The 25807-nt window shown below is 35.9% G+C and carries 25 protein-coding genes; 14 read left to right on the top strand and 11 right to left on the bottom strand.

Annotated features, from left to right (window positions below; all coding sequences use genetic code 11):
- Positions 1 to 122: 122 nt before the first annotated feature.
- From AN34_RS11415 to AN34_RS11395, 5 genes are all read right to left on the bottom strand, one after another.
- Positions 123 to 1574 (bottom strand): DUF294 nucleotidyltransferase-like domain-containing protein, encoded by a 1452-nt coding sequence (locus AN34_RS11415; RefSeq protein ID WP_051666459.1) that lies wholly within the window; start codon positions 1572 to 1574, stop codon positions 123 to 125.
- Positions 1559 to 2239, bottom strand: a complete 681-nt coding sequence (locus AN34_RS11410; protein WP_051666457.1) for a 3'-5' exonuclease — start codon at positions 2237 to 2239, stop codon at positions 1559 to 1561. Before AN34_RS11410 ends, AN34_RS11415 begins: the two co-directional genes overlap by 16 nt.
- Before the next feature lie 138 nt (positions 2240 to 2377).
- Positions 2378 to 3109 carry an MIP/aquaporin family protein gene (locus AN34_RS11405; RefSeq protein WP_029285455.1) on the bottom strand — a complete coding sequence of 244 codons (732 nt, stop codon included), beginning with the start codon at positions 3107 to 3109 and terminating at the stop codon, positions 2378 to 2380.
- Between the two features lie 29 nt (positions 3110 to 3138).
- The gene (glpK, locus tag AN34_RS11400; RefSeq protein WP_029285454.1) at positions 3139 to 4629 is read right to left on the bottom strand and encodes a glycerol kinase GlpK; all 1491 of its coding nucleotides are present in this window, start codon (positions 4627 to 4629) and stop codon (positions 3139 to 3141) included.
- 48 nt (positions 4630 to 4677) lie between these two features.
- Entirely contained in the window at positions 4678 to 6315 is a 1638-nt protein-coding gene (locus AN34_RS11395) for a glycerol-3-phosphate dehydrogenase/oxidase (protein WP_082468376.1), read from the bottom strand.
- An 85-nt stretch (positions 6316 to 6400) separates the two neighbouring features.
- Between AN34_RS11395 and AN34_RS11390 the strand changes: the two genes are divergently transcribed.
- Both AN34_RS11390 and AN34_RS11385 read left to right on the top strand, forming a co-directional pair.
- Positions 6401 to 7165, top strand: a complete 765-nt coding sequence (locus tag AN34_RS11390) for a DeoR/GlpR family DNA-binding transcription regulator (RefSeq protein ID WP_029285452.1) — start codon at positions 6401 to 6403, stop codon at positions 7163 to 7165.
- A 43-nt stretch (positions 7166 to 7208) separates the two neighbouring features.
- Entirely contained in the window at positions 7209 to 7601 is a 393-nt protein-coding gene (locus tag AN34_RS11385) for a response regulator transcription factor (RefSeq protein ID WP_036677030.1), read from the top strand.
- A gap of 178 nt (positions 7602 to 7779) precedes the next feature.
- On the opposite strand, the gene AN34_RS11380 is transcribed toward AN34_RS11385, so the two are convergent.
- Positions 7780 to 8283, bottom strand: coding sequence for a hypothetical protein (locus tag AN34_RS11380; RefSeq protein WP_051666455.1), 504 nt, complete (start codon positions 8281 to 8283; stop codon positions 7780 to 7782).
- Positions 8284 to 8536: 253 nt separating this feature from the next.
- Here AN34_RS11380 and AN34_RS11375 point away from each other — a divergent pair, with 253 nt between their 5' ends.
- From AN34_RS11375 to AN34_RS11365, 3 genes are all read left to right on the top strand, one after another.
- Positions 8537 to 9022, top strand: coding sequence for a hypothetical protein (locus AN34_RS11375; protein ID WP_029285449.1), 486 nt, complete (start codon positions 8537 to 8539; stop codon positions 9020 to 9022).
- A gap of 74 nt (positions 9023 to 9096) precedes the next feature.
- Positions 9097 to 9798, top strand: coding sequence for a DUF421 domain-containing protein (locus tag AN34_RS11370; RefSeq protein WP_051666453.1), 702 nt, complete (start codon positions 9097 to 9099; stop codon positions 9796 to 9798).
- Positions 9799 to 10163: 365 nt separating this feature from the next.
- Positions 10164 to 11240 (top strand): calcium:proton antiporter, encoded by a 1077-nt coding sequence (locus tag AN34_RS11365; protein ID WP_029285445.1) that lies wholly within the window; start codon positions 10164 to 10166, stop codon positions 11238 to 11240.
- Between the two features lie 54 nt (positions 11241 to 11294).
- Here AN34_RS11365 and AN34_RS11360 read toward each other — a convergent pair whose 3' ends face one another.
- Complete coding sequence (locus AN34_RS11360; protein ID WP_157263293.1) at positions 11295 to 11981, bottom strand: hypothetical protein; 687 nt, start codon at positions 11979 to 11981, stop codon at positions 11295 to 11297.
- A gap of 345 nt (positions 11982 to 12326) precedes the next feature.
- Between AN34_RS11360 and AN34_RS11355 the strand changes: the two genes are divergently transcribed.
- Positions 12327 to 12845 (top strand): DinB family protein, encoded by a 519-nt coding sequence (locus AN34_RS11355; protein WP_029285441.1) that lies wholly within the window; start codon positions 12327 to 12329, stop codon positions 12843 to 12845.
- 21 nt (positions 12846 to 12866) lie between these two features.
- On the opposite strand, the gene AN34_RS21650 is transcribed toward AN34_RS11355, so the two are convergent.
- Positions 12867 to 13037, bottom strand: coding sequence for a hypothetical protein (locus tag AN34_RS21650; protein WP_157263292.1), 171 nt, complete (start codon positions 13035 to 13037; stop codon positions 12867 to 12869).
- Positions 13038 to 13580: 543 nt separating this feature from the next.
- Entirely contained in the window at positions 13581 to 13874 is a 294-nt protein-coding gene (locus AN34_RS11350) for a hypothetical protein (protein ID WP_157263291.1), read from the bottom strand.
- Between the two features lie 390 nt (positions 13875 to 14264).
- Between AN34_RS11350 and AN34_RS11345 the strand changes: the two genes are divergently transcribed.
- From AN34_RS11345 to AN34_RS11320, 6 genes are all read left to right on the top strand, one after another.
- A complete protein-coding gene (locus tag AN34_RS11345) occupies positions 14265 to 14633 on the top strand; it encodes a PleD family two-component system response regulator (RefSeq protein ID WP_029285437.1) in 369 nt (122 codons plus the stop codon).
- Positions 14634 to 14709: 76 nt separating this feature from the next.
- Positions 14710 to 15807, top strand: a complete 1098-nt coding sequence (locus AN34_RS11340) for a PAS domain-containing sensor histidine kinase (RefSeq protein ID WP_036677027.1) — start codon at positions 14710 to 14712, stop codon at positions 15805 to 15807.
- A 56-nt stretch (positions 15808 to 15863) separates the two neighbouring features.
- Positions 15864 to 16514, top strand: coding sequence for a response regulator transcription factor (locus AN34_RS11335; protein WP_029285433.1), 651 nt, complete (start codon positions 15864 to 15866; stop codon positions 16512 to 16514).
- A gap of 139 nt (positions 16515 to 16653) precedes the next feature.
- Positions 16654 to 16869, top strand: coding sequence for a hypothetical protein (locus tag AN34_RS11330; RefSeq protein ID WP_029285431.1), 216 nt, complete (start codon positions 16654 to 16656; stop codon positions 16867 to 16869).
- A 60-nt stretch (positions 16870 to 16929) separates the two neighbouring features.
- The gene (locus AN34_RS11325) at positions 16930 to 18015 is read left to right on the top strand and encodes an AI-2E family transporter (protein ID WP_029285430.1); all 1086 of its coding nucleotides are present in this window, start codon (positions 16930 to 16932) and stop codon (positions 18013 to 18015) included.
- Between the two features lie 29 nt (positions 18016 to 18044).
- Complete coding sequence (locus AN34_RS11320) at positions 18045 to 18815, top strand: SDR family NAD(P)-dependent oxidoreductase (protein ID WP_029285428.1); 771 nt, start codon at positions 18045 to 18047, stop codon at positions 18813 to 18815.
- Between the two features lie 11 nt (positions 18816 to 18826).
- Here AN34_RS11320 and AN34_RS11315 read toward each other — a convergent pair whose 3' ends face one another.
- Positions 18827 to 20644, bottom strand: a complete 1818-nt coding sequence (locus AN34_RS11315) for a glycoside hydrolase family 15 protein (RefSeq protein ID WP_029285426.1) — start codon at positions 20642 to 20644, stop codon at positions 18827 to 18829.
- 144 nt (positions 20645 to 20788) lie between these two features.
- Positions 20789 to 21880, bottom strand: a complete 1092-nt coding sequence (mnmA, locus tag AN34_RS11310; protein WP_029285424.1) for a tRNA 2-thiouridine(34) synthase MnmA — start codon at positions 21878 to 21880, stop codon at positions 20789 to 20791.
- A gap of 312 nt (positions 21881 to 22192) precedes the next feature.
- Here mnmA and AN34_RS11305 point away from each other — a divergent pair, with 312 nt between their 5' ends.
- Both AN34_RS11305 and AN34_RS11300 read left to right on the top strand, forming a co-directional pair.
- Positions 22193 to 24478: a GH92 family glycosyl hydrolase gene (locus AN34_RS11305; RefSeq protein ID WP_029285422.1), complete on the top strand. Its 2286-nt coding sequence runs from the start codon at positions 22193 to 22195 to the stop codon at positions 24476 to 24478.
- A 241-nt stretch (positions 24479 to 24719) separates the two neighbouring features.
- A complete protein-coding gene (locus AN34_RS11300) occupies positions 24720 to 25796 on the top strand; it encodes a glycoside hydrolase family 76 protein (protein ID WP_029285420.1) in 1077 nt (358 codons plus the stop codon).
- Positions 25797 to 25807: the final 11 nt, after the last annotated feature.

Genomic DNA, 25807 nt, shown 5'->3' with positions numbered 1-25807 from the left:
TGGATTAAGGAATTGATGAGATAAACTTAGGACGGTTGGTGAGACACCAACCAGTAGATGTAGATTAAAGAAATAAAACAGCAGGAGGATGACATTATAACTTTCAGAAAAGTCGACCTTAATTAACTTAAGCTGTTCGTAAATTTCATTCTGATTCCACTCTGAAAATCTAATATAATCTTAAAAATTTCTATTAAAGTTACTTTCTCAATCTTGCTTAGCGAATCAATATCAATAAAGTTATTAGGAGTTGCCTGATCATTGATAATCAAATTTGCCTGATGTTTCAATCTTAAGCCCATCAAATAGTAATAAGCATGAGACAACTCATTAAATTGCTTTTCACTAAATATTCCAAGTTCTTTAAGGGCTTTTAAACGCTCACCGGTATTTTCTTTTTGAAAAATTCTATTTTGTAAAGCATAAACCCTCGCCAAATCTACAATAGGTGTCATTGCTGTTTTAATATCAAAAACTTCACGCTTTGCGATCTTCTGAGTTCTGATGTTTCTGAAATAAGTTAGTGGTGGCTCATATAGCAAGGCATTTTTTGCCAAATAAACATAAAACTTTTCAATGGGCTTTTGAAGTTCTTCATCCACAAATAATCTTAATCCAGTCATTAAGGAAAGGTCTCCATAAATGGCTCTACAATCAAAAAAAGCGGCAAACTTTACAGCTGTTTCCGGAAGCGCTTCTTCAATCCAGTTTTTATAATTGTATTTCCAGTGCTCCAGTGAATGCGTCCAGTTCGGATTTGTTGCCATATAATCGCCATCGCAATACACGAAACCTACATAATTTAATTTATCTGAAACCTGAGTAGCAAAGTCAAGAAAATAGGAGCGTACCGCTGGTCTTTGATCCTCCGGAGTATCTTCATAAATAATGGCATTATCCTGATCGGTTTTTAGGCTCAATTCCTTCCGGCCCTCACTACCTAAAACCATAAAAACAAATTTAGCCGGAGGTTGACCAAGCTTATCAATTACCTCTTCTATAATTTTAAGTGAAATCGTATCCGCAATAGTAGTTACCACTTCATTTACAATTTTAGCATGCACACCCCGATCTAAAAGCTGTGCTACAATATGAGGGACTTTCTGCCATTTGGATTTTAAATCGGAAGTGTTTACTGCAGATTTTACCGACTGGATAAATACTAAAGGTGATTCTGCCTGCTCACTTAAAAGCCTGTTTCGACTTAAAAAACCCACGTAATTACCATTATCATTTACCAGTAAATACCTTGATTTTTTGCTAAACATCATCAGTATTGCTTCATAAACAAATGCTTCAGGTGCAATGGTTACTATATTTAGATCCATTACCTCACTAATTGCGATTTGTGGATCCATCCGTTTAGCAATGACTTCATCACGAAGAATAATGTCTGTTACAAAGCCTTTGAATGAACCATTACCATCTTCAATAAATAGGCAACTGGTTTTATGATCAGCCATTTTAATAGCAGCTTCAAAAACAGGTGTATCCGGAGCACAACTCACTATTTTTTTAAACGTAATATCACCAATTCTTGAGGTATATATTTTATCTGCTAGCTTATTATCCATGGAAATATTTTCTGTAAAATACGTCTAAATAATGAACGTTCTACTTCTTCTACTTTAATGAAGGTGTGTTCCTGTTTATAAATGGAAGATATGCTTATTTTTTTATCCTGAAGCAAATGGAAGAAAATTTTTGAGGTATTTAGTGCATCATTAAGTGCATTATGACTTTCTTCGGGTTCTTCATTAAATAAAATAGTGTAAAATTTATCTAGTTTAAGGTGACTGATAATCGAATTGGTTACATAATCTGCACTGGTTTTCATGGTGCAATAAAAGGTTGATGATTTAAAAATGCTTTCCAAACCTAATCTGTTCAGTTCAACATTAACCATATGAAAATCCAGTTCTATAAAGTGCCCGATAACCAATGGATTAAACCGATTCATATCTTCACATAAAGATAACATGATGGGCTCAATTGGTTCACCGTTAATTTTTAAAAAATCATCGCTTATATGATGAATTTTTTGTGCTGCCTTATCGATGATAAAACCATCATTTTTGATGTAATGATTGGCTCGTTTGATCTCAACGTAGTTTTTATCAAAAATAATCCATGCAATTTGCAATATATGCGGCCAGTTGTTTTCTTTAGAATAAGGTGCACGCCAGTTTTTTGGTAAGCCGGATGTTTCGGTATCTATAAAAAGAAAAAAGTCGTGCAATTCGTTATATTTAGGTTAGGGACAGCAAATATATCATATCTGTTCTCTTTTCAAAGATAATAAAATTATGACTCAGACAGCCTGCAGTAGTTATGATTGTTTCTATAATGATGATAGAATACAGATATGGTAATCTTTTTAAATTTGTAAAGCCAGATAGAGTAGGGCAGCGAGTACTGCGCCAATAATTGGTCCAGCAATTGGCACCCAGGCGTAAGGCCAGTCACTACTTCCTTTTCCTTTCATTGGAATGAGGGTATGAATAATTCGAGGTCCTAAATCTCTTACGGGGTTAATGGCATAACCTGTAGTACCACCAAGCCCTAAACCAATTACCCAGACTAAGAATGCTACTGGTAAAGCACCAAGTGAACCTAAACCAACGGGTGTTTTATCACTCCCCATTTCTGCATTGGTAAAATAAAATATGACGAAGATTAGCACAAAAGTTCCAATAATTTCTGAGAAAAGATTAGATCTCAGATTTCTAATGGCTGGTGAAGTAGCAAATGGTGCGGCTTTTAAATTTTGATCATCTGTCGCATCAAAATGATCTTTATACATTACCCAAACTAAAAATGAGCCCAACATTGCCCCGCATAGCTGAGCGAGAATATAGTAGGGCACTTTAATCCAGTCGAATTTTTGAGCGATGGCCAAGGCAATGGTAACGGCCGGATTCAGGTGTGCGCCACTGTAAGGTGCTGAGATAACAACACCTACAAAAACAGCTAAACCCCAAGCTGTTGTGATGACCATCCATCCGCTATTATTTCCCTTTGTACCTTTAAGCACTACGTTAGCTACTACACCGTTACCCAATAGAATGAGCAAGGCTGTTCCTATTAATTCTGCAACAAATTCCGTCATCAGCTAATGTATTATAAACTTAATATTATTTAATCTGCAGCACTAACTCTTGCAGCTTTTATTGAACGGTTCCAGCCTTTAATTCTATCAGTATTATCTATACCTTCCTCTGCTTTAAACGTTTGGTCTATCTTCCATTGAGACCTGATTTGTTCAATACTATCCCAATAACCTGTCGCTAAGCCTGCTAGATAAGCGGCACCAAGTGCGGTAACCTCTGTAACTTCTGGTCGCACGACTACACTTTTTAAAAGATCAGCCTGAAATTGCATCAGGAGATTATTTTTGGTTGCACCACCATCAACCCGTAGTTCTGTGATCTCAATTCCAGCATCTGCTTCCATGGCCTTCAGTACATCCATTGTTTGGTAGGCAATACTTTCTAATGCAGCTCTGGCAATATGTGATTTATTGGTGCCACGCGTTAGACCTGTAATGGTTCCCCTTGCATGTTGATCCCAATGGGGGGCACCTAAACCCGCAAATGCAGGAACAATATAAACACCATTGGTATCTTTTACTTGCTTTGCCAGTGTTTCCACATCAGCTGATTTGGAAATTAGGCCTAATTCATCTCTCAGCCATTGTACCACTGCGCCGCCAATAAATATACTTCCTTCCAAAGCATAATTAACCTGACCATTTATTTTCCAGGCAATTGTGGTTAACAAATTATTAGAAGATATTTTGGGAGTTTCTCCAGTATTCATCAGCATAAAACAACCTGTGCCATAGGTATTTTTAACCATTCCGATTTCAGTGCACATTTGTCCGAAAAGTGCCGACTGCTGATCACCTGCAATGCCTGCAATTGGTATTTTTGCAGCCAGAATTTTACCTGCAGTTTCGCCATATACCTCACTTGATGATTTGACTTCTGGTAACATGCCTTTAGGGATTCCAAACAACTCTGTAAGCTCATCGTCCCATTCCAGGGTATGAATATTGTAAAGCATCGTTCTTGATGCATTGGTGACATCTGTAATAAAGGTTTTACCAGCAGTTAGCTTCCAGATTAGCCAGGTATCTATTGTACCAAAGGCAAGTTTGCCATCTTCAGCCTTTTCCCTCGCACCATCTACATGTTCAAGAATCCATTTTGCCTTTGTTGCTGAAAAATATGAATCTATGATTAAGCCGGTTTTACGCTGAATGAGATCAGAAAGCCCTTGTGCTTTAATGTCATCACAATATTGAGAAGTACGTCTGTCTTGCCAAACAATGGCATTATATATAGGTTTTCCGGTTTCCTTATCCCAAACTACAGTAGTTTCCCTTTGATTGGTGATGCCTATTGAATCAATATCAAATACAGATAAACCTGCCTTAATAATAGCTTCTGTAGCAACGGTTAATTGTGTTGACCAGATTTCTAAAGGATCATGTTCTACCCAACCTGCCTGAGGATAAAGCTGTGTAAATTCCTTTTGTGCAATAGCTACAATTTCGCCATTGTGATTAAAGATAATGGCTCTTGAACTTGTCGTTCCCTGGTCTAAAGATAAAATATACTTATTCATCATGATTTGGTTAGTTGCTGTTTGGCTTAATATGGAATATACATTGTATTAAGATGTATAAATGTAACCATCAGCCAGTTGATTAAAATCTATAACCTGTTCGTGTTCCCAGGTTTGATCTTTGTTAAGTTCAGATGCAAGAATGGCGGCTACTCTTGGTGCCATTGTTTTTGCAGCTTTGGCATCAACAAATAAAATACGTAATCTCCTGCTTAATACATCTTCTACAGTTTTGGCCATTTCATACCTCGCCGCCCAAACTATTTGTATCTCCGTATCCAGAAATGCAGGGTGAAGCTTCTGATTATATTCAGGCAATTCATTAGCCAGTTTTTCAATTTCTTTACGATCTGAACCATAAATATCCAGGTAGTGATCTGCTTTGAAAGCACTACAGCCATGAATTTTCAAATCTTGAGTCCTGCAATTCTCTGCTTTTAATTGTGCGTGGCTAATGGCTAAATCAACGGTTTCTTCAGCCATGTTTCTATAAGTAGTCCATTTGCCTCCGGTTATCGTTATTAATCCTTTTGCAGAGACGATAAGTTTATGGTCACGACTAATTTCTTTAGTGCTATCTTTATCGCCATTGGTTGGGGCAGCAAGCGGACGTAAGCCTGAAAATACACTTAATATATCTTTTTTAAGTGGTGACCTTTCAAAATAAGCACCAGCTGTGTTCAAGATGAAATCAACTTCTTGTTTCAAAGCTCTTGGTTCTAAATCATGGGCGTCCAATGGTGTATCAGTAGTACCGACAAGGAGGTGATTATGCCAGGGCACCGCAAAAAGTACTCTTCCATCAGATGTTTTCGGAATCATCAACGCTGAATTTGTATTTAGAAATGCTTGATCAATAACAATATGTACGCCCTGACTCGGTCTGACTATTTTTTTCGATAGCGGATTATTCATTTGTAAAATATCATCTACAAATACCCCAGTAGCATTAATGATCACTTTTCCCTGTGCTTCTGCTATTTTTTCGCTAAGTGTATCTAAAATCCTTACACCAGTTACTTCATCGCTATTATTTTTAATTAAGCCGATTACTTTCGTATAATTACAAAGTTTTGCACCTTGTTCTACAGCTGTTTGAGCAATATTTATCGCTAATCTGGCATCATCAAATTTCCCGTCATAGTACCTTACTCCACCTTTTAAACCTTTTGATTTGATGCCTGGCATTAAACTAAGGACTTCTTTTTTAGAAAGTAATTTGGATTTGCCAAATGAAAATTTACCAGCCAACCAATCATAAAGTGTTAAACCCGTTAAATATTTAATAACGGAGAACCAATCATAACAGGGAATAATAAATGCTTCTTTATTAACCAGATGGTTGGCATTTAACTGTAAAAGTCCACGCTCTTTTAATGCACGCCTAACCAAGCCAATATCACCCTGCGCCAGGTACCTAACACCACCATGTACCAGTTTTGTACTGCGACTGGATGTCCCTTTTGCAAAGTCTGATTGTTCTACAAGTAGTGTTTTTAAGCCACGTGTTACGGCATCAAGTGCTGTACCTAAACCGGTAGCGCCTCCTCCAATAATAATAATATCCCATTCAGAACTTGCTGGCAAAATATAATCGTGTGGTCTCTTCACCTGGATAAATAAAAAATAAAACGAAACAATACGCAAGTATAAATAATCAAATTCGAAATCATTGATGATCAACATTAAAAAAATATTAAATATTTCAACAAATCCAATTTTATAGAGATTATTATTTGCTATTTTGCAAAATACTTAACTAATAAAGTTTATGATGAATTTGGCTGAGAGGCACCAGTTTATTTTAAGTCGCTTACAAAAAGATCAATATATTAATGTTGTAGATTTATGTAAGGAGTTGAAAGTGTCTTCTGTTACGATAAGAAAGGACTTAAAACTCCTGGAAGATAAGAGTTTACTTTTTAGAACACACGGTGGCGCTACCATTAATAATCCATACACAGTGGATCGCCCGGTGAATGAAAAAGAGAAAATCCAGTCAACAGAAAAAAATAGGATAGGTATTGCAGCAGCTGCGTTATTAAATGAAAATGATTCTATTGTAATTGCTTCTGGAACAACGGTTTATTATTTCGCTAAAAATATTACCCCATCCAGTCAGCTTACAGTAGTTACATCTGCTCTAAATGTGGCCTTAGAATTAATGCGTGAGCCTAATATTGAAGTCATTCAGCTTGGTGGCATTTTAAGAAAAAGTTCTTCATCTGTAATGGGTGCCTATGCCGAACAGGTTTTACAGGATTTTTATTTTAACAAGCTTTTTTTAGGAGTTGATGGTATTGATTTAGATTTCGGTCTAACCACTACCAATGCAATGGAGGCGCACCTAAATAGGAAAATGATCAATGCATCGCAAAAGACAATTGTACTTGCCGATTCTACTAAATTTGGAAAAAGAGGATTTGGTAAAATATGTGGATTGGAGGAAATTGATCATATCATCACAGATAAGGGAATTTCTGAACAAATTGTAAAACATTTAGAAAGTTTAGGTGTTACTGTAACTATCGTATAAAATTTATCTTTTATGCAATGAACCAAAACAATATAATTTGAATATGGAAACTAAACGAATACACATTTTAGAAGACGATCAGGAAATTAGAAATGTAATTGAAATTCTTTTAAAAGAGGAGGGGTTTGAATTACAGTTGTCATCTTCTTTCGCCGAATTGAAAAAAAATATCCAGGATGCTATGCCAGATTTGTTTTTACTTGATGTAATGCTTCCTGATGGCAATGGTGCCGAAATATGCGAAGATTTAAAAACTGATATGTTCACTAAGCACATTCCAATTATCGTAATGTCTGCACAAAATAATAGTGAACAAAAAGCAATTGCAGCCTTTGCAAATGATTACATCAGCAAGCCTTTTGATATTTATGACGTTTTAGACCGCATTAATGCACAATTAAAAATCAGTAAAGAAAATAGTCCGGCAAAAGCCTAATTTAACTTAGTAGGTTAATTAAAGTTTTTAAATAGAAAACAGAAGCGGTTGGAAGAAATTCCAACCGCTTCTGTTTAAGGGGATTTATTAAATTGATCTGCTTTTATCCATCAAAAGCGTATAAATAAAAAGCCGGAAGATTTTCTCCCGGCTATGTGATGTGTTATTTTAAACTAATTTAATGTCTTCCATGCCTTCCTCTAGGGCCATGAGGTGCAAATCTTGGATGTTCAGGTCCGCGATGGTGCCTTTTATCCATTTTAAATGGTCTATGACTATTTCTACCAGGACCATAATTTACACGATTTCCACCGCCATATGCTGATCTGTAAACATTAGATCTATTGGAATACTTCACTTGATGAGTGTGATAACTGCGATAAGGTTGGTTTCCGTAAACAACTACCTTTCTTCCCCTATGTAAATCATAACCACGGTATCTGCTTGGTAAACTTCGTGATCTGATCCAGCGGTTTCCATTCAGATAAACAAATTGCCTTTGTGGTACATAATAATAGGAGTTAACTTCTGGTAAATAATAGTAGTTTACATTTTGATAGCCTGCAGGCACCCAAGCAGGTTGCGAACCGATATTTACATTTAAACTTACCTGAGCGTTAGATTGATTGGATGTTAAAGCCACGATTCCTGCAATCGCGGAGATGATTAATAGCTTTTTCATAATAATCTAAATTTAATTTGTGTGTATTATTTAAAATTCAAATGCTGTGCCAAAATTGATATTGTAACAGAGATATGAGAATAGAGGCCAATATACCAGTATAAATTTAGACTAACATTTTTAGTTATTGATAGTAAGGTGCTAATGGGGCTATGAAAAAGTTAATTTTTAGCTAAAATTATTTAAAAATTGCTATTTAATTTAGTATTTAAGTTTACATTTGATGGTTATTAAATAAATTTTCTCCCTACTTATGATTGAATTAACATGTTTCTTTACAAAAGCTGATACCGAAATTCTTGTTTATCAGGTAATCCAGTTTTCTCCTGAAGACTCCTGGCGGGTAGTTCTTGATGGTGAATTAATGGGTAGTATTGACAAATTTAATGGTCACTGGAAACAATTAAGTGGAGATGATTTTCCTGGCGAATTGTTTTATGAAATTGTTGCTCTGATAGAGAAACAATATTTTAATCAACTTCCATCGGCACTAATGTCCAGATGGAATAATATCATTAACGAAGTAGTTGCCAGGTCTGATCAGGAATATTTAGTGGTTTGCAGATCAGGCGTTAGTTTTAAAAGTTTTGAAGGTATATTTTCAAAATTTGTATCTGGTTTATTGAAAGATGAGTGGCCTGTAAGTTTTCAGGTTTTTAATCATGATTTTTCTGATGATTTTACCGTGCTTGCTTACCCCGTTATTCATCAAGATCGTGCCTTAGCATGGAATAAATAGAGAAGGTTGTTCATCTATATTCATGATTATTGAGCAAAACAGTAACAATTGAGCATAAAGCATGTTGTTTTAAAATGGGAATAAATATTTTGCTTGAAATCGACTGGAAAAATCTATGGTTAAAAGATCTTGATTTTTCAATGGTTTTGGAAATTGGCATCCGCACCTTAATTATGTTCACCTTCGTATTGGTGTTTCTGCGGTCGTCGGGTAAAAAGGGAGTTCGGCAACTCAGTATTTTTGAGGTAGCCATCATTATTGCATTGGGCTCTGCAGCTGGAGATCCGATGGTGAGTACAGAATCAGCTATTTTACCCTCCTTGCTGGTTTTTATCGTTATTCTTCTGCTCTATCGGTTGATCACTTATCTCACTGCAAAAAGTCAGAAAATGGAAATGATCCTGGAAGGAGACCCCATGTATATTGTTGAGGATGGGTTATTTACCTTAGAAAAAGATGGTGATGCTAATTTTGCAAAGGATGAATTCTTTGCTGAAATGAGGGTTCAGAATATTGAACATCTGGGGCAGGTAAGGGCAGCGGTACTGGAAACCAACGGACAGGTTAGTTTTTTATTCTATCCTGAAAACCAGGTAGATTATGGACTTCCGATATTTCCGAAACCCTATCATCAAAAAACAGAAAATATTGTTCGGCAAGGCCATTATGCCTGTACCCATTGTGCTAAAGTGGTTGAAATAGCTTCATCACACATATGCGAACGTTGTGGAAAACAAGAATGGGTACCTGCAATTAATAGCATTAGATATGCATAATTGCGATTTTTAATAATTGGTCGTTATGTTATGCAATTGATATGAGTACAATAGCGAACCAGATCATACTGAAGATGCTACCGAAATATACCAAGGGTAAATGATGCCTCAAATTTTTCTTAATCAATCCTGCGTAAAGTAACCAGCCTATAAATGTTGTGAAATATAATGGAACTGCGAAAAACAGCATAATTTAATGTTGGTTTTATTTCGTAATTCAATCATTACGGATGTGTTCTCTAAAGGTATAACTTTTTTCAGAAGTATAAAAATAGTATGCTAAGTGTTGATGGAATTTTTATTGATTGTGATTAATAAAAACCCTCTAGATAGTTTTTTGTTAGTTAAGCAACTCAATTATGCCTATGAAAAATATTAATCTACCCAAATGGACCATTTTAATTCCAGTATTAGGAATTGTAGCTTACTTTTTAACAGGAATAGAATCTAGTGCTTGGTTTAGGATATTATTGGCTGGCTTACTGGTTGGTAGCATTTTGGCATCAGTACATCATGCAGAGGTTATTGCACATAGGGTAGGAGAACCATTTGGTACAATTATTCTAGCCCTGGCCATCACTACGATAGAGGTAGGTCTCATCGTATCTTTAATGCTCGCCGGGGGCGAAGCAACAAAAGCATTAGCCAGAGATACTGTTTTTGCAGCAGTAATGATTATTCTCACCGCCATTGTAGGAATTTGTTTATTGCGTGGCGGCATTAAATTTAAAGAGCAGCTCTATAAACTTCAGGGGGTTAATGCTGCTTTAATAACACTTGCTTCTATCTTAGTACTTACCCTTATCTTACCTAATTATACCATTAGTGGTGCCATGGGAGAATATACCACCAGTCAGCTGATCTTTGTATCTATCGTATCATTGGTTTTATATGGGGGCTTTATTTTTATGCAAACCGTTAGACATAGGGATTATTTTCTTCCAAAAGATTCTACATCCGAAGAAGAACATGAACATGCCCCTAATAATGCCACTACCTTTAGCAGTTTAACGCTTTTAATTATTAGTTTAATTACTGTTGTATTGCTGGCAAAATATTTATCTAATGATATTGAAGTGATGGTTCTGTCGATGGGTGCACCTCAATCAGTTGTTGGTGTAATCATTGCAGCTATTGTACTGTTACCAGAGGGATTAGCTGCATATCGTGCAGTTAAGGCAGATAGGCTTCAAACCAGTTTAAATCTTGCACTTGGATCTGCGCTAGCCAGTATTGGATTAACCATTCCGGCAGTTGCAGCAGTTTCTATCGCTTTTAACATGCCAATTATGTTAGGAATTGACATGAGTTCTACTGTATTGCTGTTACTTTCTATGATTACGATTATGTTCTCTCTGGCCACTGGAAAAACAAATGTACAGCAAGGCGTAGTGCTATTGGTGATCTTTGCTTCCTACTTGTTTTATACCGTTGTGCCTTAATTTATGATTTCTACTGATAGTATGGTGCAATAAAGACCATAATATGAAGTAAATTTAGTGTCTATTAACATTCAGCTTGCGCTTGGCTTTTTCAATATTATCCAGCGAAGCTGAAATTTCGCTTAAAAAAGATTTACACTGTTTTTTTGCAAGGAAAGTTGAAACGATGTTTTTAATTTTCTCTGCAAAGAAAAACTCTATTACAATAAATGCAATAAGAAAAACGTAATGTGAAAAAATCAATCTCGTATCTGTTTTGCCATTAAGTCCTAACAAATAAGCTATATAATCTAAAATTATTGGGATAAGTAAGATAACTACTATAGACAATATGTTGGTGCGAAAGGTATTTTGCTTCTGTGCCAGCGCAACTTGCGAAAGTTGTCTGTCTAATTTAGATTTTAAAGGTAGCTCCCGATTTGATTTAGATTGATCAAGTGCAGCTAATTTCTTACCGTAACTAATATCACTCTGACTCATTTTTTCTAAAAGCGCAAGCTCATTTTCATTAAGCTCTTCCTGATCAGCAACAATGGCTTCCTGTTCCGCTATCAACCGATCCATTTCCGCCAAATCATCCGGAAGACCGAGATAGAGCTTTTGTTCTACAATTAAAATCCGTTCATCAATTGCCTTTCGAACGCCTTTTAATACTTGATGCTCACTTCTGAAAGACTCTTTCTGAAGGTCGTATTGCGCCTGAATTTCGGTTGACAAAGAATCAAATTGTAGTGCCTCCAATTCTTGCTCATTTATGGCCAGGCGTTGATGAAGGTCTATTATTGAAGTAAAGATTTTTTTTGCACTGGTAGATGTGGAAAGTGCTTCCTGATATTGAGAAAAATTTTGTGATGACAGTGAACTAACGGACATGCTACTTTATAGTATTAGGCTTTAAAATTAGAAAATTATATCAAGACAGCATTAATTCTTTTTTGCAATAAATGTATGATGCTATCTTAAAATTTAAATGTTGTTGAACTTACGCATATTTAAACGGAAGGAAACTAATAAAGTTTGAAATGATCATAACTATTCCCTTTAAGTATCCGTTTTTAATTTAATTTTGAGTAAGAATCATTTAATATGACCCAAAAGACAGAAGTTTGGCAAAGAGGACCATTACCTGATATTGCCCCATTGCTTCAGCCGGTAGCCCATGCCTTGCTACAGGCAAAAGAAGAAGTTAACGAATACTTAGATCAATTTCCTGATGACCTGCTTTGGATTCGCCCTGCAGGCATGGCATCTGCCGGATTTCATTTGCAACACTTAAGCGGTGTACTAGATCGTGTATTTACATACGCCCGTGCGGAAGGTCTTTCTGAATTGCAGTTTGAGCAGCTCTATCAGGAAGGGCATTGCGATCAGGAGCAATGTTCAGTTAATGATTTAGTGGCGCGGTTTAACCTTCAGGTAAATCAATCGCTAAACCAATTAAAGCAAACCAATGAAGCGAGTTTAACAGATTACAGGGGGATTGGAAGAGCGGGCTTGCCTTCTACAGTAATTGGCCTGCTTTTTCATGCTGCAGAACATACCATGCGTCATTTAGGACAATTGATGGTTACGGTAGCAGTAGTGAAAAATAAAGGGATTGAATAATTAATCTTATAATGAAATTGATTATTCGTTCTCAATCGTTCTGTTCTGGCGATTGAAAAAATACCAGGTGGCCATACCCCATACCAATAGCACCGTAGAAATACCTAATTCCGGAGCGGCTAATGTTTTAGAAAAGAAGGCTGAGCCTGTAGATATCAGACAAGCTATAATGAAAATGGCTATATTTTTCATAACATTCTGATTAATGGGTAACTAATACTGTGAATATAAGGAAATTATCTTTTAAATTCCAAGAAAGTTTAAAAAAAATCTATTAATATTTTAGAAATTGTTTTTAATCATAACTAAGTCTGATATTAATGTGGTAGATAGAAAGATATTTTGATTTTAAAATTAAATATAAACAAAAAAGCTCTGGCGAGCAGAGCTTTTTTGTTGTAATCTTGGGATGTGCCTTTGCTAACTATAAAATAGGGCTCTTATAATCAGTGGATTTCTATTATCTGATCATTGCCATGAATAGTAACATCAAAATTCCTGTTAAAATAGTAATTGCAACTATTTTATTAGAATCTTCAATTCTTTTATGATCTCTACCTTGGTCCATTGTAATATTTAAACATCTAAACATTCATTGGCGAAGAAATGTTTCTTCAATTAACGATTATTTAATCATTTCTTAAAAATAGAAGTTTTGAAATGGCCTGGTGCACCAATAACTTAAATAGCTAACAATGAATGGTATTAAGATTTAAATATGAAAACTGGATAACCTTACGGTTGTTTTAAGTAGTTCTTGATGATATCATGAATATCCTCCCTTACTGAATTAACCGGGTAATTAATTAGTTTGTGTTGTGCCGAATTATACTTTTCGATAAAGGTAGCTTCTCTGGTATTAAACTTTAGATAACCCTGTTCAAAAAAGCGTTCCTCAATATCAGCAGATGAATCCAATGACCTAAACCATAACTTAATTAATGATTGGGATTGTTTCTCAAGATAAAGCCAATGGAAAATTTCAGCTAAGTCTGCACCCTGATGCATATCATTTCGCTTAAGTTCCATGATAATTAATCCTTCCCCTTCAAAAAAATATAAAATTTGGTATTGTGACAACATTCCCGCAAATGTAGCTTGCTTATTTTAGAAAATAGGCTTTTATTTTTAATATTTATTCAAATTTTAAAACTTAAAAAGCTAGTGCCTGTAAGTCAATAGTTTGTATGGTGTCTTAATGCATTTTGTTTAAAACTTTATTTTTAACAAGTTCATTAATATGGTGATTTATTTTAAAACTAACAGATCAAAATGTTGCTTTAATGTAGCTATCTTAAACAAATAAAGCTAGTTTTATATTTTACACGTATGCACAATTTCATACCTCTTTTCAGTAAATTCGCGTAAATATACTTATTTGGCAATAGTGATTTATCTATAGATTTGAGCTTTTAAATTATGCACTTTCCAAAGAAACTATTGCTTATTGATGATGATGAAAGTATCAGAGAGATGATTCCATTTATCTTTGATCAACGGCTTTATCAAATTGAGACTATTGCTGATATTACAGGTATTGAAAATTTAATGAAAAGGTTTAAACCTGATCTGATTATGCTCGATATTATGCTTGGTAGTGTTGATGGGAGAGCAATTTGTAAAAACTTAAAGCAAATGCCCTCTACCGCTGGTGTACCCATTATACTGCTTTCAGCTGCCATTATCAAAGAAGAAACACTTGATTGCGGACATGATCTGCTCATTCAAAAACCATTTGATATCTCCTATCTGGAAAGCATGGTTGAAAAATTAATTCAGAAAAGCTAATACATCTGACTAGCCTGGTAAACATTTTGTGAAACCTATTGTTTGGGTTATGCCTGCTCTTATAAATAATAGCTATATGATTGATCAACAAAATAATAATGTAATGCAACAAGATCTTTTTTATCAACTTGGGGAAAAATCCTCTGATGGATATTTTGTTTATGATATTATTGATTGTAAATTTTTATACTTCAATGCTGCATTAGCGGAAATATGGTGTTTAAAACCAGATGATATCAAGAATTCGCCAACCATTTTATTCGATCTGGTACATCCTGATGACCAGGAATTGGTGGGTTATTGTTTTCAGGAAATTTCTTCAGACAAGATATTTAAAAAGTACGAATTCAGACTGTTGCTAGACGGTGAAGAAGAAAAGTGTTTGAAGGTGAGTATAAGTCCGGTAACAGGAAGTGGAAATGAAGCCTTATGTGGGATTGTAGAAGATATTACCATTGAAACGCGTAACAGAATCCACATTGAACAAATTAATAATAGAAAAAATATAGCGCTTGAAGTACTTTCTCATGATTTGAAAGAGCCTTTTGGCATGATGAAGCTTGCGGCCTCCTCAATGGCTAACGGAATTGAAGTAAAAAGCGACGAATATTTATCGGAGGGACTATCTTTCATCATAGAAATGTGCGAAAGAAATATGAAGATGGTGAGAAGCCTGATTAATAAAGAATTCTTAAAATCTGCAGAAGTAGAAATAAAAAAAGAACGTACCGATCTGGTATGGGAATTTCGGGATCTGATTCGCTTTTACAGAAGATCACGTTTAAAAGAGAATAAAAATTTTTCATTTAATTGTAAATCTGAGCGTATCTACATTCGCATGGATAGCATGAAGTTTCTTCAGGTATTAAATAATCTCATCTCCAATGCCATTAAGTTTACTGGCGATCAGGGTGAGATTACGCTCACCGCACAAGAAATGGACGAAACAGTATTGATTTCTGTTGCCGATAATGGATGTGGAATTCCGGAGGAAATTAGATCGTCACTTTTTAACAGAGCCGAGCAGGGACTTAAACGTGGATTAAAAGGTGAAGAATCACACGGACTTGGTATGGGAATTATTAAGGCTATTGTTGATTTACATGGTGGAAAAATTTGGTTCGACACAGAAATAAATAAAGGAACAGTGTTTTATATTATGCTTCCAAAATAGCATTTAGGTGAATGGTAGGAGGCCTGGACGTACACCAGGTCACTCAAATAAATTATATGATTAAGATTATATTAGTAGAAGACCATCAAATCGTAAGGAAATCTTTACAGGCGTTGTTGAAGCAACATGTTGATTTAGAGGTAGTAGAAGCGGTGGGTGGCGCAAATGCAGTTTTAGAACTTTTAAAAAATGGAACAAAGGCGGATCTCGTGCTAACAGACGTATCCATGCCTGATATGGATGGAATTCAGATGATTTCTGAAATTCACTTAATTAATCCACAGATTCATGTGGTGATGCTTTCTATTCTTGAAGATGAAAAATATGCTGCAAAATCTTTTGTGGCAGGTGCAAGGGCATACCTATCTAAAGATGTGGATGAAACCGAACTACTTTTTGCCTTACGGCAGGTGGTGAATGGAAAAAGATATTTATCATCTGAATTAAGTATTGGCGTGCTCGAACGTTTCAATCATCAGCTTACTAACATGCCCGAAAAGGGAATGCCACGGCTGGCGCTGTCGGAACGTGAGCAACTGGTTTTAGCATTAATTGCTAATGGAATGACCAATCAGGAAATTGCAGAACAGGTTTTTTTAAGCAGAAGAACGGTTGAAGGTATTCGGCAGGCATTGATTGACAGAACAGGTGCTAAAAATTCTGCGGCATTAATCCGCTATGCGGTATTAAATGGTTACGTAAGCTAAGGTATTAGAAATCAGTTTTGCTGGCAATTTAATATCACATTGACAAAAAGAAAAATCCTGAAGCAGTTCAGGATTTTTTGTTTAGAGATAAAATAACCGTTATCATCAAACATTAATTTAAAATACTGGTTTCTTCAGTATGGAATTTACACAGGAGCTTAGAGCGCTTTATCCAAATGAAATTATTGAGGTGAGGGGTAATGCTAATGCACTTGCAATTACTTTGGTTAGGGAAACCAATTCGAAAAGCTTTATTGCCAAACTCAAAAACCGATTTAAAAATTTAAATCAACCAAGAGTGCTCTTTATTCGATGTGAGGGTATTGAGGCTGTTGAAAAGATTGTACTGGTATAATATTCATTAAACTCCTGATTTCAATTTGACCGTAGTATTCAATCAAAAACCAACAGCCAAATGAGCTTATCAAAAAACAATAACCTTTTTGAAACGATTAAATCAACCATTCTTTACATCACAGGATTAACTTTACTGCTTTTCTTTACGTTTAAAATTATTTCCATCGTATTGCTGGTTATTTTTGCTTTAGTATTGGGAATTATCATTAGTGCGCCTGTGAGTAAGTTTGAACGAATGGGAATGAAACGCTGGTTGGCAAGCTTAATTATTTTCATTATAATTTTTGGTGTAAGTATCGGATTGGGTTGGTTAATTGTGCCGCACATTACCAACCAGCTGGATGTATTAATCAGTAATTTGCCAGGTTATTATACTTCAGCATCCAAACATATTGCTTCAACTTTAAAGAACTATCCAGAGTTTAATCGCGAAATTCAGGATAGTGGTGTGTCCATTGGCTCCGCTATTCCATCAGTAGGTAAAACGATTATTGGACTAGGCAACTTTTCTTTCGGTATCATAGGTGGAATATTTCTATTTATTGTATTTGTTTGTCTCGTTGTTTTTTATGTAAGTCATCCTAAACCAATAGTTGAATTATATTTATCTGTTTTTCAGCCCCGAAAAAGAGAAAGTGCAAAAAATGCTTTGCAACATACTACAACTATGTTAGTGGGTTGGATGAAATCTAATTTAATTGGTGGTGCCATACAATCTGTTTTGGTTTATGCTTTTTTAAGTATTGTAAGTGTGCCCGGTGCCTTGGTTTGGGCGGCCCTCGCTTTCTTTTCTGAACTGATTCCAAAACTAGGATTTTATATTATGGCCATTCCACCAACCTTGGTTGCACTCTCTATAAGTCCGTTAACCGCATTATGGTGTCTGTTATTTTTTCTTTTACTAAATGAGCTGGTGTCTGATTTTCTTATGCCTAAGCTTCGTTCGTCTACCATGAATATCCATCCAGTATCATCATTAGTTATGTTATTGGCCATGGGCGCTGCCTTTGGCCTTACCGGAGCACTTTTAGCTACGCCAATGGCGGCAATAATAAAAGCATATTATGAAGAATTTTATCTTAAAAATCTTCCGGAAGACCTAGAAATGGATCATAGGATCGATGAGATTGTTTATCACAAATAGTTTATTTAACATCATAAAATATAGTTAGCATGAAGCGTTTTAAAAATAAAATTGCACTAATTACGGGGAGTAGTCAGGGTATAGGTGAGGCATGTGCCTTACGCTTAGCGAAAGAAGGAGCAGACATCATTTTAAATGGCAGAACATTTGACGAACGTGGGGAAGAATTAATTGCTGAGATTAAAGCAATGGGCGGAAGGGCCGAATTTTTAGCTGCAGATGTCAGCAATACTAAAGATGTAATTAAGCTTGTTAAAGATGCTATTGATGTATTTGGATCTCTTGATATTTTAATTAATAATGCTGGTTTAGAAACCAAGGCAGATTTTTGGGAAGTTACAGAAGAAGATTATGACCTGGTAATGGATACCAACTTAAAAGGGGTTTTCTTTGGGATTCAGACTTTTGTAAATTACTGCAGGAAAGCAAAAAGACCTGGTAACATTATTAATATGAGCTCTGTACATGAAGAAATTGTTTTCCCACATTTTGCTGCCTATTGTGCCAGTAAGGGTGGTTTGAAAATGCTAAGCCGCAATCTGGCTACAGAGCTTGCACCTTTTAACATCAGGGTAAATAACGTAGCACCTGGTGCCATATCCACTCCAATTAATCAAGATCTGTTGAATGACAAAAAGCAGTTAGAAAAAGTAATCAGTAACATTCCTTTAAAAAGAATGGGTACAGTTGATGATGTTGCTGCAGTTGTAGCATTTTTGGCATCAGATGAAGCTGCTTATGTTACAGGTTCAACCTATTATGTTGATGGTGGATTAACTTATCACTACGAAGAACAATAAGGTGTTAATTACTAGCCTTTAACAACCTGTCTATTGAGTTGTTTATTTAATTCAACAGCAGCGCTAATTAATGCCAGATGTGTAAATGCCTGAGGGAAATTGCCTAAATGCTCTCCCTTTCTACCCAGTTCTTCACTAAACAAAAGAAGATGATTGGAATAGCTAATCATCTTCTCAAAATATTCTACTGCCTTATCCAGCTCTCCGCTTTTTGCCAGAGATTCAATAAACCAGAATGAACACATATTAAAGGTGCCTTCTTCGCCTTCCAAGCCATCAAAATTATCATCGCCGTTTTTGTATCTGTAAACTAATACATCTAACAACAGTTCTTGATCAATGACTTTCATAGTGGATAGCCACCTAGGTTCAAGTGGAGAAATAAAATGAGTTAAGGGCATCAAAAGCGCACTGGCATCTACTTGTTCAGCGCCTTTGTATTGTACCCAGGCACCCAGTTTTTCATTCCAAAAATTATGGTAAATATCTTTATATATTTCACTTCTGATTTCGTGCCACTCTTGCTCTGGATAAGGAAACGAACGATCGTCTGCAATTTTGATTGCCCTGTCCATCGCCACCCAACACATTAACCGGGTATGTAAGAATTCTTTCTCTGTATTTCTGATTTCCCAAATACCATGATCAGGATTTTTCCAGTTTTTGATTACCTGTTCAACTTGTTTTTCTATAATTGTCCAGAACTGATAAGTGATGGGTTTATATGATTTGTTGTAAATGTAGATGGTATCAATCAGTTCACCATAAATATCAATTTGAACCTGATTTGCAGCTTCGTTTCCAATTCTGACAGGTTTTGATTTACGATAGCCTTCGAAATGTTTAAGTTCGTGCTCTTCAATATTTGGGTTGCCATCTATCTGATAAATAAGTTGTAGATCTATTTTTTGGCAAAGGTTAAAAATCCAGTCTATAAAGGCTGTGGCTTCATCATAATAACCTAATGATAAAAAGGCATACATGGTAAAAGCCGCATCTCTAATCCAGGTGAAACGGTAATCCCAATTCCTGTTGCCACCAAGTGTTTCGGGCAAACCAAAAGTTGGGGCTGCCACAACAGAACCAAATTCTGCTGAAGTAAGTAACTTCAGTGTGATCGCTGATCGCCTGATTAATTCGCTATAATGGCCCTTGTAACTGGTTTTATTGATCCATTTTACCCAAAACTCTTTAGTTTCATGGTAGGCCTCATCAATATAATAAGAGAGTTGCAGACCATCTTCTTCCTGCTTTAAAAACTCCAGTACAAGGGTAGCCGTTTCTGCTTCTTCTAATGTAAATTCTGCATAGCCATTTTGCTTTCTTATGGTTAATGGTACATCTGCAGAGACCTTAATTTTTAACTCTTCTTTTGGGCAGTCAAAAATGATATAATCTTTCTTATGGGTAATTTCATAGTCACTCTCCGAATAGCCAAACCTTGGCAAACAACTAAATTTAAATTTAATGCTGCCTCTAATGGTTTTAATTTGTCTCACGATGGCACTCGTCGAAAAATTGTGCCTGCTTGATATTGGCATAAAATCCGTTAACTCGGCAATTCCGGTATCAGAAAAAAAGCGGGTCAGTAAAATTGCCGTTCCGGGGAAATAAAGCTGTTTGGTTGTAAAATCCTTCAGGTCAGGCTCTACTGCACAAAAACCTCCTTTTTGCCTATCCAGCATGGTAGCAAATACCGAAGGAGAATCAAACTTTGGTGCACACATAAAATCAATCGAACCATTTAAAGAAACCAGCGCAACGGTTTTTAAATTTCCAATGATGCCATAGTTTTCTATTGGTTGAAATGGTCTTTTGATGTGATTCATATGGTAACGGGAATGATGAATAATAAGTTTATCTTAAGAAAGCAAATTCTATACTTTTTGTTTGGTTGTAAATTGGAATTAAAAATAAAGTCAAAAAAAAATCCCGACTGGCTAGCCGGGATTCGTATGTATGAAAGGGGGAATTTAAATTAAAAATCCACCGCCTAACAAATCATTTCCTTCATAAAATACTGCAGATTGACCGGGTGCAATTGCAGAAACATTATGGTCAAATACTACACGCATATTATCTTTTTCCTGTACAATGGTGCTTAGCATTCCTGCATCCTTATAGCGGATTTTGGTAATGACATCATTCATAGGTTCTTCAATGCTTGCATATTTAATCAGGTTGATATTCCGAACCATGGCTTCTTTACGTTCCAGTTCATCAGCCTTGCCCAACACAACGGTATTACTTTCAGGTAAAATCTGCGTCACAAACATTGGTTCGCCAAATGCCACACCTAATCCCTTACGCTGGCCAATGGTGTAGAATGGATAACCCTTATGCTGCCCAACGATCATTCCATTACTTAAAATGAAATTACCACCCGCAACACGATCTTCTAAATCTTCTACTTTGTGTTTTAAAAATGCACGGTAATCATTATCAGGAACAAAACAGATCTCATAGCTTTCTGATTTTTTAGCCAGTTCTTCCTGCCCCATATCCAAAGCCATCTGCCTGATTTCTGATTTAGCAAAACTTCCTAATGGAAACTTCGTTCTGGAAAGATTTTCTTGCGAAACCCCCCAAAGCACATAAGACTGGTCTTTATTTTCATCTTTACCTTTAGAAATTACATATCTTCCACTGTCTTGCTGGCGAATATTAGCGTAATGTCCAGTGGCGATAAATTCGCAATCCAGTTTATTGGCACGTTTTAATAATGCTTCCCATTTGATATGGGTATTACACAAAACGCAAGGATTGGGTGTTCTTCCGGCAAGGTACTCATCTACGAAATTATCAATCACATAATCGCCAAATTCATCGCGGATATCCAGAATATAATGTGGAAAACCATAATTTACGGCAAGTGTGCGGGCATCATTAATGCTATCTAAAGAACAACAACCTGTTTCCTTACTGCTTCCGCCTGAACTGGCATAATCCCAGGTCTTCATGGTTAATCCAATTACCTCATAACCTTGCTCATGCAACATTACAGCTGCAACCGAACTATCCACACCGCCACTCATGGCCACCAGAATTCTACCGTGTTTACTCATTTCTAAATTATAGGCTGCAAAAATAGGGTTTATTTACCTGAAATTTTTTAAAGCAAGTCAGTTCGTTGTAAAAAGCCATAGGAGTGGAGGTAGACAATATATAGGTATCATACTCATTCTATGCTGGCCAAATTTATAAGGTTAGTTCATCACATATTACTCGTTGGATGTAATGGGGCATATATTTTTCTACCGCCTTTTCAAGAATCGTTTTTTTAATTAAGTTAAACGTTTTAGTAATAACATTAAATAGATTTCAATTTTAATTTATACCTTAGAATTTTCGTTGACAATGTTCAATTTTAATAATCCATGATCAAAAAAATTATCCTCCCTTGTTTGCTGTTTTCGGCATTTTTAGCACGTGCACAGCAGAATTTAGTACAATACGTTAAACCCATTATTGGTACCTCTAAAATGGGGCATACTTATCCGGGTGCAACTGTTCCTTTTGGAGCAGTACAGTTAAGTCCTGAAACCGATACTTTGTCTTATGAAGTGAATGGAAAGTATAACGGTGATGTATATAAGTATTGCGCAGGTTATAAGTATGAAGATAAAACCATAGTCGGCTTTAGCCATACGCATTTTAGTGGCACAGGTCATTCTGATCTGGGTGATTTCTTAATTATGCCTACTCAAGGCAAACTGCAATTAAATCCGGGTACGGCAGATCAACCCAAAAGTGGTTATCGTTCAGCTTATGCTCATGCCAATGAAACTGCGGAGGCTGGCTATTATAAAGTGAAACTGGATGACCATAACATCACTGCTGAATTAACGGCGACAACTCGTGTAGGAATGCACCAATATACTTTTCCAAAATCAGATCAGTCGCATATTATTCTGGATCTTATGGCGGGCATCTATAATTATGAAGATAAAACAGTCTGGACTTACGTTCGGGTGGTTAACGATACATTGATTACGGGTTATCGCCAAACAAATGGCTGGGCACGTACCCGTACGGTTTATTTTGCCATGAGTTTTTCTAAACCCTTTAAAAGTTACGGAAGAAAGAGCTATGATGCTAAACAGGCTTACCGGGGCTTCTGGGGTAAATTCAACCAGGAGCAGAATTTCCCTGAAATAGCAGGTAAAAAAATTAAAATGTACTTTGATTTTGATACCAAAGAAAGAGAGCAGGTAAAAATTAAATTTGCATTATCTCCGGTAAGTCAGGAAAATGCCTTGCAGAATATGCGTGCAGAAATTTCGGGATGGGATTTTGAAAAAGTAAAAGCACAGGCACAAACCACCTGGAATAAAGAGCTTAATAAAATTCAAGTGACAACTTCTAATACAAATAAAATCAATTTTTATACTGCATTATACCATGCCTTTATTAATCCTACTACATATACAGATGTAAATGGTGAGTATAAGGGTTTAGATCAAGGCATTCATAAAGCGGAAGGTTTTACCAATTACACCACATTTTCTTTGTGGGATACTTACAGGGCATTGCATCCATTTTTTAATCTGGTTCAACCAGGTCGCAGCAATGACATGGTGAAATCGATGTTGGCGCATTATGATCAGAGTAGCTTACACATGTTGCCCATTTGGTCTCATTATGCAAATGATAACTGGTGTATGAGCGGATACCATAGCGTTTCAGTAATTGCTGATGCCATTATTAAAGGTACTTACAATGGAGATCCAAATCAAGCACTTGATGCCTGCGTAGTAACAGCAAAACACCGCGATTATGAAGGAATAGGTTATTATATGGATAAGGGCTACATCCCTGCGGAAAAAAGTGGCGTATCTGTTTCCAACAATTTAGAATATGCTTATGATGATTGGGCAATAGCACAATTAGCTAAAAAATTAAATCGTACGGATATTTATAATGAGTTTATCAAACGTTCAGAAAACTGGAGAAACAATTATGATCAGGCATCTGGCTTTATGCGACCTAAATTAGCTGACGGAACATTTAAACAGAAATTTGATCCAAAAGATACCGAGGGACAAGGTTTTATTGAAGGAAATAGCTGGAATTACAGTTTTTTTGTTCCTCATGATCCCACTTCGCTGATTGAGGTAATGGGAGGCAAAAAGAAATTTGCCGCTCGATTGGATTCACTGTTCAGTATGCATTTACCAGATGAGTTTTTTGCACACACCGAAGATATTACCCGGGAAGGTATTATTGGGGGATATGTACATGGAAACGAACCCGCCCATCACGTAGCGTATTTATACAACTGGACCGATGAGTTGTATAAAGGTCAGGCGCAAATTCGTCACATCTTAAATATGCAGTATAAACCTACTGCTGATGGTTTAGGCGGAAATGATGATTGCGGGCAAATGAGTGCCTGGTACATGTTTTCGGCTATGGGTTTTTATCCTGTGGCTCCGGGTTCAGATGTGTATTCATTAGGTAGTCCGTTGGTGAACAAAGCAGTAATGCAATTGGAAAATAATAAAACGTTTACGGTAGAGGCCATAAACCAAAGCGATAAAAACGTTTATGTTCAAAAAGTGATGTTAAATGGAAAAGAAATTACGAACCATAGCATCAAACATGCAGATATTACGGCTGGCGGAAAGCTGACTTTCTACATGAGTGCTAAACCCAAAAAATAATATTTCAATTGTCTCGGTTGTCATATGAAGCCGCTGGTTATGCCAGCGGTTTATTTGTTTATATCAAACCCGTTGTGAATAGAAAATCGATTTAGGAATGTCAAAATCTGCGTTTTTAATTTTGATCTTTTAAAAAATATCCTAATATTTGTTAAGTTCTGACCAAATGCTGATCACCTGAATTTTCTAAAGGGCTAACCATGATTAGTATTAAAAAGGGATTAACATTTAATAAATTTAAATGCAAAACATCATTAAAGTATTTACCGGTTTTTTATTACTGATTTCCTGCTGGAGCAATTCATCTGCACAAGTTAGTAGATTTGAATATTTACAACGCATTAAAATTATCGAAGGTAATATAGATCGTTATTTTTACCTTAAAGATAAGGGACTATACCTGGAAAACATTGGAAAAACCGAAAAACCATATTCTTATTTATGGCCACTTTGTGCATTGATTCAGGCTAAAAATGAAACAGAGGTATTAAAAAATGACCAGGGGATGCAGCCGGTAATGAAAGCGATTGATCAGTATTACACCAAAGAATCTCCAGCGCCGGCTTATCAATCCTATGTGGAAAAAAGCAGTAGATTTTATGATGATAATCAATGGATTGCAATTGCTTACCTGAATGCTTACAGCCGTACCAAAAATAATATATATTTTAATCGTGCAAAGGAAATTTATACATGGCTTTTAACTGGATATGATCATAAAACTGGTGGTGGCTTATACTGGAAGGAAGATGAGAAAACCTCCAAAAATACTTGTTCAAATGGGCCCAATATCTTAGTTTCGCTGGAATTATATCAGGCTACAAAAGAAAAAAAATATCTGGATACAGCCTTATTGGTTTATAACTGGACCAATAAAAACCTGAGGGGACCAGATGGTATTTATTATGATGCAATAAGAGTAGCAACACTAAAAATTGATTCTGCTGCATACACTTACAATACGGGTACTATGCTGGAGTCAAATGTGTTGCTATACAAAATCACAAAGGATAAAAAATACCTTAATGAAGCAAAATTTATTGCTGCAGCGGCTGAAAAACGATTTTATAAAAATGATAAACTGCCCTATCATTATTGGTTTAATGCCGTTTTATTAAGGGGTTACCTGGCTTTATATGCCGTTGAAAAAAAAGCCTCACGCCTAGCATTTTTAATTAACGATGCAGAACGTGTTTGGAAAACGGAGCGTGATGAAAGAAACCTTTTAGGAAAGGAAACAGATAAAACACTGTTACAGCAAGCTGGAATATTAGAAATATACGCCAGATTGGCAACTTTAAATTTAACCAAATCATAAAAGTATAATTA

Source organism: Pedobacter sp. R20-19, assembly GCF_000708265.2.
In the GTDB taxonomy this organism is placed as follows: Bacteria; Bacteroidota; Bacteroidia; order Sphingobacteriales; family Sphingobacteriaceae; genus Pedobacter.
This window is presented reverse-complemented; position numbering and strand designations above follow the sequence as displayed.